13 protein-coding genes are annotated in these 13,527 nt (G+C 37.5%); 3 read left to right on the top strand and 10 right to left on the bottom strand.

The features are described from left to right. Window positions 1-30: 30 nt before the first annotated feature. The 8 genes from V7108_RS06520 to V7108_RS06555 all read right to left on the bottom strand — a co-directional run bounded on the left by V7108_RS06520 (window position 31) and on the right by V7108_RS06555 (window position 8,041). The gene (locus tag V7108_RS06520) at window positions 31-882 is read right to left on the bottom strand and encodes a DegV family protein (RefSeq protein ID WP_335567627.1); all 852 of its coding nucleotides are present in this window, start codon (window positions 880-882) and stop codon (window positions 31-33) included. A 198-nt stretch (window positions 883-1,080) separates the two neighbouring features. Beyond that, window positions 1,081-1,917: a KPN_02809 family neutral zinc metallopeptidase gene (ypfJ, locus tag V7108_RS06525; protein ID WP_335567628.1), complete on the bottom strand. Its 837-nt coding sequence runs from the start codon at window positions 1,915-1,917 to the stop codon at window positions 1,081-1,083. Window positions 1,918-2,242: 325 nt separating this feature from the next. Next, window positions 2,243-2,974: an NAD(P)H-dependent oxidoreductase gene (locus V7108_RS06530; RefSeq protein WP_335567629.1), complete on the bottom strand. Its 732-nt coding sequence runs from the start codon at window positions 2,972-2,974 to the stop codon at window positions 2,243-2,245. 45 nt (window positions 2,975-3,019) lie between these two features. After that, a complete protein-coding gene (locus V7108_RS06535; RefSeq protein WP_335567630.1) occupies window positions 3,020-3,910 on the bottom strand; it encodes a DUF6282 family protein in 891 nt (296 codons plus the stop codon). Window positions 3,911-3,949: 39 nt separating this feature from the next. Then, window positions 3,950-4,849, bottom strand: coding sequence for a hypothetical protein (locus V7108_RS06540; RefSeq protein WP_335567631.1), 900 nt, complete (start codon window positions 4,847-4,849; stop codon window positions 3,950-3,952). A 250-nt stretch (window positions 4,850-5,099) separates the two neighbouring features. Continuing rightward, window positions 5,100-6,371, bottom strand: coding sequence for an MFS transporter (locus V7108_RS06545; protein WP_335567632.1), 1,272 nt, complete (start codon window positions 6,369-6,371; stop codon window positions 5,100-5,102). A 21-nt stretch (window positions 6,372-6,392) separates the two neighbouring features. Continuing rightward, window positions 6,393-7,157, bottom strand: coding sequence for an HpcH/HpaI aldolase family protein (locus V7108_RS06550; RefSeq protein ID WP_335567633.1), 765 nt, complete (start codon window positions 7,155-7,157; stop codon window positions 6,393-6,395). A gap of 197 nt (window positions 7,158-7,354) precedes the next feature. Continuing rightward, window positions 7,355-8,041 carry a GntR family transcriptional regulator gene (locus V7108_RS06555; protein WP_335567634.1) on the bottom strand — a complete coding sequence of 229 codons (687 nt, stop codon included), beginning with the start codon at window positions 8,039-8,041 and terminating at the stop codon, window positions 7,355-7,357. Between the two features lie 260 nt (window positions 8,042-8,301). On the opposite strand from V7108_RS06555, the gene V7108_RS06560 reads away from it, so the two are divergent. After that, a complete protein-coding gene (locus V7108_RS06560; protein ID WP_335567635.1) occupies window positions 8,302-9,144 on the top strand; it encodes an EcsC family protein in 843 nt (280 codons plus the stop codon). A gap of 262 nt (window positions 9,145-9,406) precedes the next feature. On the opposite strand, the gene helD is transcribed toward V7108_RS06560, so the two are convergent. Next, window positions 9,407-11,713 carry an RNA polymerase recycling motor HelD gene (gene helD / locus V7108_RS06565; protein WP_335567636.1) on the bottom strand — a complete coding sequence of 769 codons (2,307 nt, stop codon included), beginning with the start codon at window positions 11,711-11,713 and terminating at the stop codon, window positions 9,407-9,409. Window positions 11,714-12,256: 543 nt separating this feature from the next. Here helD and V7108_RS06570 point away from each other — a divergent pair. Continuing rightward, the gene (locus tag V7108_RS06570) at window positions 12,257-12,691 is read left to right on the top strand and encodes a GNAT family N-acetyltransferase (protein ID WP_335567637.1); all 435 of its coding nucleotides are present in this window, start codon (window positions 12,257-12,259) and stop codon (window positions 12,689-12,691) included. Window positions 12,692-12,775: 84 nt separating this feature from the next. Here the strand turns inward: V7108_RS06570 and V7108_RS06575 are convergent, their stop codons facing one another. Then, complete coding sequence (locus tag V7108_RS06575; protein WP_335567638.1) at window positions 12,776-13,000, bottom strand: hypothetical protein; 225 nt, start codon at window positions 12,998-13,000, stop codon at window positions 12,776-12,778. A gap of 143 nt (window positions 13,001-13,143) precedes the next feature. Here V7108_RS06575 and V7108_RS06580 point away from each other — a divergent pair, with 143 nt between their 5' ends. Continuing rightward, window positions 13,144-13,446: a hypothetical protein gene (locus tag V7108_RS06580; RefSeq protein WP_335567639.1), complete on the top strand. Its 303-nt coding sequence runs from the start codon at window positions 13,144-13,146 to the stop codon at window positions 13,444-13,446. Window positions 13,447-13,527: the final 81 nt, after the last annotated feature.

The raw sequence follows: 13,527 nt of genomic DNA on the forward strand, positions 1-13,527 counted from the left end.
CTTTCATTGTATTAATAGGTAATGGTACTCCTAAACCTCTAACCCTGCAATTCCGACTCCACCTGGTCCAGCATGAGTAGATATCATTGCGCCAGCTTCAATCCATTTTACATTTTCGAAACCAGCTTCTTTTGCGACAACATCCATCCTCTGCTTGATTTTTTCATCAAGGCCGATCGAGTATAGGAGAAAAAGTTGTTCTCTATTAATATTGTATTGATTTAAATATTCCTGCATGAGTTTTTCTGAAATAGCTTCCATATTCCCTCGATATTTTTTTGTTGAAACAAGGTGACCATCAACAAGTTCAATTCGGGGCTTTATTTTTAACAATGCACCACCGAGATAAGCTAGATTACTAACTCGTCCACCTGCTCTTAAAAAATCTAAGCTTCCGGGAACAAAAGCAAGTCTTGATTTAGGGACAATTGATTCAATCTTTTCAACTAAGCGAACTGGGTCAATCGAAGGGTCATTTTCTAACAAGTTAACCGCATACATCACAATGGCCGTTAATCCTCCCGTAACGTTCAAAGCGTCTATTAGAAAAATATCGTTCAATTCTTCCGTTGCGATGATCGCATTTTGAAAGGAAGAAGACGCCTTTGAAGTATAACCAATATGTATGATCGTACAATCAGGATACTCAATTTTTATCTTCGTAAAAAATTCAAGGTATTCATGGGAATTTGTCGATGTGGTAGAGGGTATTTTCTTTGTTCTCTCGTAGTAATCATAAATATCCGTTACAGGCAACGAACCATCTAAATAATCCTGCCCATCCATGATCACGTGCATCGGGACCACTTGAATATTATGTTTCTCAGCTAACTCTACTGGTAAATCTGCACCACTCTCTGTCGTCAAAATAATTCTTCTCATCCATATCCTCCACCTTCTATTAAAAACCTACTATTCGTTTTTTAGGTCCTACTCTACTATACATGAAAAGGTGGATCGGTTACACATATGCAGAAAGAAATATGTATGATTTTAATTGAAACTGATGAGTACCAATCACTCAATCGAAAGCAAAGAAAAGGTCATCAATAATGAAGTTGATGACCAATTTTATATCCGTTAAAGATTATCCGCTTCAAAGGTATCTCCACCTTCAATCGTGCCATTTTCATAACCTTTCAAAAACCAACGTTCCCTCTGCTCGGAGGTTCCATGAGTAAAGCTATCTGGAACTACATAGCCTTGTGCCTTCTTCTGAATAGTATCATCTCCGACAGCATTTGCTGCATTCATCGCTTCTTCAAGGTCACCTTTTTCAAGGTAGCCCTTTCCTTGAGCATGATTTGCCCAAACGCCCGCCAAATAATCTGCCTGTAATTCAAATCGAACGGAATATTCATTTGTATTCTTCTGTTCGGGTGATACTTGGTCAGCTGTATGTAAAATGGTCTGAACGTGATGGCCAACCTCATGAGCGATGACATATGCCATAGCAAAATCACCAGGTGCTTGAAATCTTTGTTTTAGATCTTGATAAAAACTCAGGTCAATGTAAAGTTTGTGGTCACCAGGGCAATAAAACGGTCCTACTGCAGAACTGGCCATTCCACATGCCGACTGGACACTGTCCCTGAATAAAACGAGAGTAGGTTCTTCATAGTTTAGTCCCCTTTTCTCAAATTCTTGCGACCATACATCCTCTGTATCCGCCAGAACAACAGAGACAAAATCAGCCAGTTCCTGCTCTTGCTGGGTAACATTTATTGGAGCGTTTGAATTGGAACCATTAGGGGGTGGCGGATTACCTACTAAATCTCCAAGGTTTCCACCAAGTAATGTAAAGAGGATAATGACAATGACGCTGCCAATACCGCCGCCAATCATGGTTTTACCGCCCATCCCCATTCCTCTTCGGTCTTCAATGTTTGTGCTTTGCCGTCTTCCTTTCCACTTCATTTATTTGCCTCCCTAAATAAATACTTCCATAATGGTATACCCTTTTTTAGGAGGAACATCTCTATTTTCCTTAAAATAATAAAGGCATTTCGTGATTTTTACTTACACGCAATATCTTTAAAAATTTAATTCTAACCATCCATTTTGTTTATGATAAATAAATAGGAGCCTAATGGAAAAACATCTCCTCTAGGCTCCTTTTAAAATGTTAAATTGGAAAATGTTCAAATTCCATCATCATATCCTCTATCTAAACCATATCTCGATTGTTTATCGAAGATATTTATATTCATGTGCAATCATTTCGTCCTCAAATGAATAAGACCTACCGATTCATTTTCCAGCCATGTTCATTACTATTTTTCATTCTTTCTTCGAACTCCAAATCGTTACTGACTCGGTCCTGCCATTCTGAATCTTCAACGATATTAAGAATCTGCCTTTTCCAAGAACTTAGATATCTTTTCCGATTCTCCTCATCCATTCTTGGTGCAGCATATGCAACAAATGGATCTATCACTTCGAGGCCAAGATATTCCAACAAACAACGATTAATTGGATAAAGAACTTTTTTAATATCCCCGTAAACATCTTCATCTGAAAAACGATTTTTTGAACCTCCTGTTGAGATACAAGCGATTCCCCTGCGATGTAAGAACCGTCCGTTGGAAAAACGCTGACCATCTGCATAGGCGAACCCATATGCTAACACTCGGTCAAACCATCCTTTAAGAATGGCCGGCAATCCACCCCACCATAAAGGAAAAACAAAAATCATCATATCAGCTTTTCGAACACGCTGCTGCTCCCGTACAATTTCATCTGTAAAGCCATTATTCTGGCTTGCAAAAAGCTGTTCATCCTGATAATGAAATCTGGATGAATTCGATACCGTGTGGAAATCATGCCTCCCGGCCACTGGATTAAATTTTTCGCCATAGAGATCCGATACTTCAACATTATGGCCAGCAGACTGAAGTGCTTTTACTGCCGTATCTTTAAGCGCACCTGTAAAGGATGTTGGCTCTGGGTGAGCATAAACGATCAGTATATTCATTTTTTTCCCTCGCTTTGAAGGTTAAATTTCTATAAACTTAATAGATTATCCCTCTGCAAAAAAAGTAGTGTTTTCAACCGTCATTCTTCTAATTTCAGTATCTGTAAAACCACTTTCTGATAAATTTTTAACAAAAGTGATGAGCCCTTCATCTGGAAACGGATTATTCATCTGACCGAGATCGGAAGAAAGAATGATTCTTTCTGGACCAATAAAACGGATATGCTCATATATTTCTTCCCAAGTAGTTCCGTATTCCGGGGTGATGCAGCCAAAGCACTCTTCCATAAAGGCTCCCAAGTCTGTCAATTCTTTTTGTTCCTCTTTAGTCAAGGCAATCGACGAGAATGTTGGATGAGTGACCATTACTTTTTTTACATCATGGTCCCTTGCACCTGAAACAAGAGCAAAGATTTCAGGTTTGCTTAAATGACCGGTTGCCAAGATAAGATTATTTTCAGCAACTAAATTTAGGACCTCATGAACGGATTCTTTCAGTTTTCCATCCTCAAAAATGGTGATTCCCATTTGTGATTTACCTTGTTTGCGACGTTCGAACTGTACTTGTGCCCATGGCGGTAATTCTTCATATCCGGTTTGACTGAACATATATTGAATTTCATTTTCAGCATCAAAAGTTGGCATCCAGACAATTTTTGCACCGTCTTTCGCTGCCATTTCAACTGCGGTAGGATTAATTCCTCCAACGGAATTGTTTAAAGTAATGGCACCAATTGGATTCAAATCAGGATAAAGCTTTTTCACAAGCCTGGCTCTTTCTGCAGTACAAAAATAATGTGATTTTATACCAAAGCCCTTCATGCCAATTTTCTTTAAACGTTCGGCATAATCAAAGTCATCTAAACTTCTTTTGCTAATATCAGGTCCAGTATGTACGTGCAGATCATAGGCACCTTCAAGTAATTTTTCGTACATTTATAATTCCCCTCTCGAACAAAATTTTGAATATAAATGTTATGGCATAGGGTATTCGTCAGCGTTTAGAACCCATCCGTCTTTCTCTGAGAAATCAACACGCGGAGGACAAAAGATATCAACTAACTGGTTTATTCCTAATCCTATCGCCTGAGTCGTGTGGATAACTCCAGGCGGAATCACTGCCACCGATGGACTTGCACAATGTTCGTGGTCATCCGGACGCCATTGAGCCATATCCGTTGACCATGGCCAGCGTAGGTGATGGACAAACTCTCCTTCAATGGCCAACGAACATTGTTCAAAATCGTCGTGTGAATGTGGGGACATTTTAGACGGATCGCGTGGTCCTTCATAAGGATCTAAAAAGTTCACCATAAACGTTGAGCATCTGAAAATCCGTCCAAATCTCCCTTCTTCTTTCGGTACATCCAGACTATAAGCTCTTACCCTATAACCCTCTTTCGGTTCAGGCCATGTTTCTAGTAATGAGACATTAGGATGTGGTATACGATAGGAAGACTTGTTCGTTGGGAGCTCTTCAAGATCCGTATTCGCTGAGCTAAATAAACGAATGACCTTTCCTCCCTTTAGTAATTGAATCTCACTTTCTCCTGGTGGAATGATGACAATACTAAAACCATCAATGATTGTTTCTTGATTTCCCCAGGTTACCACCGCTTGACTCTCTTTATCTGGGAGAATCAATACATATTCGTCTACTTGATGACTTCTTTTAAACTCTGCTCCGTTGCCTGCATCTGTATATGCAATAAAGTAATTCTGTCCCCGCAGCCACCAAGTATTTGAATTAATTTCTTTTTCAACAGGTTCCATTTCATAAAACTTTCCATATTCCGCATCGGAAAGCTCTGTATGTACTTCCTTCTTAACGGCATTGTTAATTAACGTTGCACGTGGATCACTATTATCAAACATGGTGTACCTCCAACTTCTTTGTTAGTTTTTATTTCTATAATTCTATCTCTATTTCGAACATCAATAATATTTCAATATAATATCAATAGTACATTATTAATAATGATCCTTAAGACAACCCCCATCTTAAGGACCATCATACTCTCTATTTTCTTGAAATTTTTCTCAAAAAGTACTATTATTTAAGTGTATGTTTTTATTTTTGTACCTGAGAAAAACTTTTATTTAAAAGCTTTTTCTTAGGTCTTTTTTATTCTAATTCTTTTCCTTTTGTTTCAGGCAAAAGTAGCGTCGCAAAGATTGCAATAATAAAAAGTATCGAAGAATAAATAAGAGCATTTCCTATTCCCACAGTCATGGCAATTGCACCAGCTCCTGTGATCGCGAATGCTGAAACTCCGCGAGCAAAATTATATGCGAATCCTTGACCTGACCCACGTAAAGTTGTTGGATACATTTCCGCCAAAACGGTACCAAAACCACCATAAAATCCAACAGCGCAAACACCAACAAGAGCCATTAATATAAAGAATACGATAAGATTATCAGCACCTACAAGGATAAAAGCAGGAATGGCAATGGCTGCACCTAAAAAGTACAAAGCAAAACTCTTTTTCCGACCTATTTTGTCACTTAGAAAACCAAATATTACGTAGCCAACAATACTGCCTAAATAGAACGGAATCATATACAGTGAGGCATTAACAACCGATAATCCAGCCCCGCCACCTGCCTCAGGTGATCCTAAATATGCTGGCAGCCAAATTGAAATTGGATAGCTTGCACCCAAACCAATAATACAGAAAAGAGTACCGATAATCGTCATCTTTAACAAATTCCCACGAAATAGATCGAACCAGGATGACTTTGTTACTGCCTTTCCTTTCTGTTCTTCATTACTTGTCCAAATTTCTGGTTCCTTTACATGTCTACGAATCCAGAATACGAGAAGTGCTGGAAGGATCCCAATAAAAAACACGGAACGCCATCCAAATGCTTGAATCATAGGACCAGCTACTAATGCAGCTAATAACCCACCAAATGCATATCCTGATTGCATGATTGACATTGCTTTTCCGCGGTGTTCTTTTGGCCAAGTTTCAGAGATTAGTGCAGCTCCAGCGGACCATTCTCCGCCCATTCCTAAACCGACGAAAAGACGAAACAACATAAGTTGCCAAATATTTTGAGATAAACCACTTAACCCGGTAGCAACCGAATAAATTAGTACCGTTAGGGTTAATGCCTTCATTCGACCAAAACGATCGGCGACCCGACCAAAAACCATTCCGCCAAGTGCTGAAGCAACCACTGTAACCGAAGCTACTAATCCTGTACTTGCTGTGGTTAACCCCCACTCCTTAATCAATGTAACAATTACGAAATTGTAGAGTAAGAAATCAAATGCGTCGAGTGCCCAGCCAAGAAATGCACCAATAAGTGCTTTCCATTGCTGCTTTGTAATGTCCTTGTACCATGGTCCCTTCGATTCAGGAACTGTATTCAATTGAGCTGCTCTCATATTAACCCCCCATATTTATGATCAAATAGAATTTCTTAGTTCTTCAAGAACTGATTGGGCCCCTTTTGCAAAGAAGGCAACATCATTATCAAACACCAAATAACGTACTCCAGCGTCAAATGCTCTCAAAGCCTGTTCATGGTTGCCAACGAATGTACCTGCTACTTTACCATTCTCCTGTGCGGCATTACAAAGTCTGATCATTGCTTCCTGAACCAGCGGGTGATTCAGTTGTCCTGGTACTCCCAGTGAATTACTTAGATCACCAGGTCCTAAAAATATAACATCAATTCCTTCTACCGCTGCGATTTTTTCTACATTTTCAACAGCTTCCTTACTTTCAATTTGAACAGTTACCAATTGTTTTGCCATTGAATCGATCATGTGCTCATCTTTATTCTTAATCGTATACTGTGCTGCACGAGTAGAAAATGAAAGGCCACGTTTTCCAATCGGACGATATCTTGAAGCCTCTACAACTTTTTTTGCCATTTCCATTGTATCTACACCAGGAGCCTGTATACCTTGACTTCCCGCTTCCAATACCCGCAAAATTGGGCTTTCTTCCACTCCTGGAACTCGAACAATGGTCGATATTCCCGCAGCATCACCAGCTCGGATTAAATCCTCTGCTTGATGATAATCGAGCGCAGAATGCTCCATATCAAGAATTAAGAAATCAAATCCAAGATACCCAAGAATTTCAGAGGAAACGGGACTTGAAAACTTGCTAAAGGTTCCAATCACCGTTTTGTTGTCTACCAGCTTTTCTTTAACAGAAATCATTCTCTTAAACTCCTTTTCTATCGTTTTTCAAAATGAATCGCAATTTCAGACTCACATTCCAGAAAGCGCTTACTTGTTGCTGACTAAAAAGACTCAGAATTATGTAGAATGACTAGGAATGAATTCTGAAAAATACTACGCATTCCTACAAACCTTTATTGCATCACCTCCCTCAATTATCAAAATAAAAAGTTGGTTTAGTCCTCTTTACATTCCAATCTTATTTTATTTAAAAACCCTTCAAATGCATGCGCTTTCTGCTCTCTTAAAGTTTTCTCTGCGTTCATAGCATCACCTATACGTAAAGCATCAACAATCAACTGATGTTCTTTATTTGAAAGTTTTTGCCGTTCAGGAAGATACATAAATACAGATTGAGAATATTGAGACCTTTCCTTTAAGGAATAAATCATTTCACATAACGTCTCATTTCCCGATAATTGATATAGCATATTGTGAAATTCCGTGTTTAAAAGACTTAAATTTTTTATCTCAACACTCTCAAGTTCCTTTTCTCCCTGAAGGATATCTTCCATCTCATCTACTAATTTTTGCAGCTCCTTTAGTTCTTCCGGCTTGGCATTTTCAGCAGCCAAACGTACAGCAAATGATTCTAATTCCAATCGAATGGCAAAAATTTCTTCTGCCTTTTGTAAATTAATTTGACTTACACGAGATCCTACATGGGGGATATTTTCAACTAACCCCTCTGATTCCAATTTCTTAAGAGCTTCACGGACCGGGATATCGCTTACACCAAGCTCCACAGCAACTTCTCTTGCCACAATCTTTTCACCTTGTTTTAATAGACCAGCCACAATATCTACCTTAAGTTTTTCATAAACCATTTCGGTTTTTGTATTATACATTTTTTTCTTTAGCATTTCTTTTTTATCTCCTTTTGGAAGGATTCTATATTCTATATTCTATAATATATATAATATAGAATATAAGATTAATTCAGTCAACTAACCAACTGAATTTTTTAAATATTTTTTTTATAACTTTTAGTAAACTGCTCCACAATAGATTTGGATAAAAGCTATAGCCTGTTCCAAAAACAGCTGTATCATATCTATTCTTTTAGTGAAACTTGTTTGACGTTTGTCCGTATTACTTATAATAAAAGGATTAAATAACATAGATGGAGTGGACGGGTTTGAAAAACGTTGAATCAGCAGATTATTTGCATTCTGAATTAAAAAAGATTGAAGACTGGGAAAAGAAGCAAAAGGATTTATGGTTTTGGGAAAAAATTGGCCGTCTTCCCTTCATGCTTCTTGATAAGCTAACGCCAAAGTTCATTCAAGATAAAATTGGATTGGCGATTGATGAATTAGGAAGCTATATTCAGACAGGCGGACAATATTTAGTAAACGAGGAAAGCATTCTAAAAAAGTTCGCACCTGAAGGAGCCTTATGGACAGTCGATGGTATTCGTCTTGACCTGCATAAACATGTTCCAATTAGCAGAATGGATGAGGTTGCAAACGAGATAGGTAATTCAAGAACAAAAATGGCAACCATTCAAGGGGCAACCACGGGGATTGGGGGTTTATTTACCCTGGCGGTGGATATACCTGTTCTATTAGGGCTATCTCTTAAAGTATTACAAGAGATTTCCCTATGTTATGGATATGACCCAAAAGAAAAATCAGAAAGAATTTTCATAGTAAAATGCCTCCAGTTTACTTCCTCGGATATTGTTGGGAAAAAGGCAATTTTAGTAGATCTTGCTTCCTTCCACCAAGGCAATCAGAGCAATCAAATCGTTTCACAGTTACAAGGATGGCGTGAAGTCGTAACCACATACCGGGATTCCTTTGGATGGAAAAAGCTCTTCCAAATGGTCCCCATTGCAGGAATCATCTTTGGAGCCATAATTAATCGCTCTTCCATGAGCGACGTCGCCGAAGCAGGGAAAATGCTATACCGGAAACGGAGAATAGTAGAGCGACTTCACCAAATTGAAAGTGTTCAGGGTTAAATCGGAGATAACTATAGAGTTCAGCTCACAAAAAACTCCAGGAGCCTTCCTGATTATTTAGGTGTTGCCTGGAAGTTCATTTGATTCCCTCTATCCAGCCTTTTACCCTTTAAAGGGAATCAAAAACTCCTTTTGATTCCCTCTAACCAGCCTTTTACCCTTTAAAGGGAATCAAGGACTTCTTTTGATTCCCTCTACCCAGCCTTGTACCCTTAAAAGGGAACCAAAGTCTTCTTTGGTTCCCCTGCTTTAAAGATCTCTTCTACATTTCAAAATGGAGACCCGAAGCTTTATCTAATAGCAAATCAGATTGTGATCTCCCATATAAGTATAATCTATGCATCGGCCTGGTCATGGCCACATATAACAATTTGATATCGATTTCTTCTTCACTGTATTTTTCTTCTATTGTGACAATCAGGACTGCATCGAATTCTAGTCCTTTTGATAGATAGGATGGCAGGATGACGACGCTGCCTTTTTTCATGTCTTCTTTTTCTTCTAATAATTGGATCGGGAGATTGCTATTTTCTAGCAGTTTATGGATTCGTTCACAGTCAGAGTCGGTTCTTCCAATTATCGCAATTGAGTTAAGTTCCTCCTTTTTCAGTAAACGAATATCGGTTTCAAGTATTTCTCGTACCTGCTGTAAATTGTCAGGGTCAATTTTCGTAAAGCGTGGTTTGTCGCCATGCCGGATGACAGGTTGTACGATCGGCAAGTCCTTCCCCATAATCGCAAGAATATCATTGGCCAACTCCATAATCTCAACAGTGGTCCGATAGCTCTTTTGCAGGGCATGATAATTCGCATTTGGGAAGACTTCTTTTACTAATGGTTCCCAACTATTTAACCCGCGATAGGAATGAATTCCTTGTGCCAAGTCTCCCACAATCGTAAACAAGTCGGTTTCAAATCCTTCTTTTAGTGCTGCAAATTGAAAATAGCTATAATCCTGTGCTTCATCAATGAAAATACTTTTCATTTTATAGCGTTCGTCGATCCCTTCTAGTTTCGCCTTCATATAAAATAAAGGAGCTAAATCCTCTAGTTCCAGCGCTTTCTTTTCAAAAACCTTTTGCCCGTATCGACTTAACTTCTTACATTCTATCTCAGAAAGAGTTGGTGAATATTTGTGTAAAAGCTCAGGCGAAGTCATAAGATCCTTATATAGTGTAAAAATATCTTTTTTTACAAAAGGTTCCAGATAACTTTTGACCGCCACCTTCGACTCTTGCTCCACCGTTTGAATTCTCTTTTCTTTTGTATCCATGATAAAGACTACTTTTTCCCTTCTTTTATCTGGATCCATCCTCGTATTATAAAGAGCTTTTTCTAAAGCTTCATCATATTTAACATTAATTTTGTTAAGAATAACTGATTTTTTTATCCGTAAATCATTGACTAGTAAATTTTTTATTTTATCCAACCTCTTATAAATCGGTAAGTAGTGAAACTCTTTTAAAAATAATCTATTGATTTTTTTCCCCTTCATTAAAAGCGATTTTTCTATGATAAAATCCTGTGAAGGTGCTAAATTTTCTTCTATTTCTTTTATAAAGCAATCGATTAACTCCTTAAACTCCAGAGATCCTTTGTAACTGGAAACCCAATGAATCCATTTCGTTTTTTCTTCACCTTTTAATAGGGCCATTAATTTTGAATTGGGAGAGAGTAATTTTATTTTCTTGCCTAAAGCCAATCGCATAAATTCAACATAGGTGGTTTGTTTAATCTTATTTACCCCCAAATCAGGCAAAACAGCGGATATATAATCAATAAATAACCGGTTTGGTGCTAGTATCATTAATTTTCCTGGAGGAAATCGATATCCAGAAGAGTAGAGAAAGTAGGAAATTCTATGGAGAGCAATGGTTGTTTTTCCACTTCCAGCAGCTCCTTGCACTATAATGGGGTGCTTAAGTGAGGCACGAATCACTTCATTTTGCTCATTCTGGATGGTTGCAACAATTTCAGTTAAGCGATTGTCCGCTTTTCCAGATAAGGACTTCTGTAATAATTCATCATGTGTGGTTAAATCGATATCTCGAATATCTTTTAAATAACCTTCTTCTATTTCATATTGTCTCTTTAACGATAAATAACCACTTTGCGTTTCCCCATAGGCATCATAGGTAACGTCCCCAAGCCGGCCATCATAGTAAACACTTGCAATCGGAGACCGCCAATCGACAATGATCGGAATCTGATTGACACGGTCAAACAGTGAAGCTTTCCCAATATATAAAATTTCTTCGTTGGTATCACCTGTGTTTGTAAAATTAATTCTCGAAAAGTATGGTTTGCCGATGACGCTTGCTAACCTTTCCAATTCACTTTCCGCTAATTCTAAATATTGCGCATTCGTAAGTAGTGTCATATAGCTTAAACTACTATCGGAGGTATCCAGATCTGCGAAGGCTTCCTTCAGGTTCTCTACAAACTGTTCTTTATTCCCCTTCGACATTTCCAAAACATTTTTTATGTATTCTTTTGTAAATTCTAAACGCTCAATTTCGGTTTGATAATCCTTATGTTCACGTACTGAAATTTGTTTTTTTGTGCTCATTCTCTCACCCCTCAAGTTAAGAATTTCCAAACAAAAAGAAACATCTACAATACTTTTGTAGATGCCTTCATTCACAGTGGAGCTATATTTTACCATTTGATTTGTATTTACACAATATACAATTTTTTAAAAAATCAACCTTTATTCGTTTTTACCCTTGGAAATATAGTAAAACGATCAAGAAAATGATCAGCCCGATTAAGAGTATAGGACCCACACTGGTACTTAACACGAAATAAATTCTAATATTGAGAAGTAGATTAATAATCAAGACAACCAGTATGCAAATAAGGATTAAAATCGTTAACTGGACATTTCTATTTCGATTTCGATTCAAAGAATTTGCTCCCTTCTAGAAGCTCTACAGGGATACTTCAATTCCACCCAAACTATGGTTTAATAAATAAATATTTTATAATGTCCACAAATATTCGTACTAGTTATCTTGATGTTGGTTCAATAGATAAAAAACCTTGATTTTCTAACCTTACACCTATAAATTTAGAAGATATCAAATGTCTAAATAGGGAAAGGGATGTAAAGATGAAGGCAGCAAGAATCACTAGTGAAAAAGATTTACAAGCAGCTTTTGAAATCAGAAAGCAAGTCTTTGTAGAGGAACAAGGAGTTCCTTTAGCAGATGAATTTGACGAGTTTGATCAACTGAAAGGAAAATGTGAACATATATTAGTCTATTATAACGATGAAGCCGTAGGCACCGGTCGCGTACGATGGGTTGAGGGCTACGGAAAATTAGAAAGAATCTGTATCTTAAAGCCTTATCGTAAATATGGTCTTGGAAAGGTCATCATTACAACATTAGAGCAAATTGCTGAGGAAAATGGTTCAACTCAGGTTAAGTTACATGGTCAAACACAGGCGGAGGGTTTTTATAAAAAATTGGGCTATCAAACTTCATCCAATGAGTTTATGGAGGATGGTATCCCCCATTACTTAATGACAAAAAAATTACACTAACGAATTTGTTCATAGGAATTAAAAGTTGATACCAAAAAGGAGTGAAAATCATTAAAATTTCACCCCTTTTTGGCATTATTAACTTTAATGCTTGTTATCCATTTCCTTAATTTGTTCGGTCATATCATCCTCCCCATTTACCATTACTTTTTCAATGATGGTTGTTCTATACCCTACATCTCTAATAATTTTTTTAATGAACTGATACGCTACTTCGGGAATGTCATTCGCACTTTTTGCGGTAAATTGCCCTCTATTTAATGTTTTACTTCCTTCTATATCTAAAAAAACTTCAAGACTGAACCGCATCATGCACCTCTAATTGTTAGATTTACTCTTCTATTATACACGAACATAAGTTCTGTATTAATAAAAAAGTACTACCCAATCATGAGTATATGCTTTGTCATATAGAATTTACTTCCGTATACTCAAAACCAAGGAGTGATTGGATGATGAATCGAGTTAAAGAAAAATTAGAAACTACCCTTGAAGATTGGGAAATGATGAAGACAGCCTCTGAAGATGAAAGTGAAGAATATGCTGAACGGTTTGAGAGGCATTTTTATGAGTTTATAAAGGAACTAAAGATTTGGTATGAGGAATTAGAACAACCGCCAGCTAGTATCGAAGAAGCAGAAAATCTTGATGAAATTAGAGAAATAATGGAATGTATCCCTGAAGAGCTTCAACTCAATTTTTATACTGAACTTGAGTTAATCATTGAAGGAGAGGATCAAGTTCGCTATGACTAACTACACCTGGGACTTCTTCAGATAAACTCCTTTCTCTCAGGTACTAATAGACCCTTTCTAATCATATTCTTATAGGAAAAA

The sequence above is a fragment of the Neobacillus vireti genome (assembly GCF_036962345.1).
Taxonomy (GTDB): Bacteria; Bacillota; Bacilli; order Bacillales; family Cytobacillaceae; genus Neobacillus; species Neobacillus vireti_A.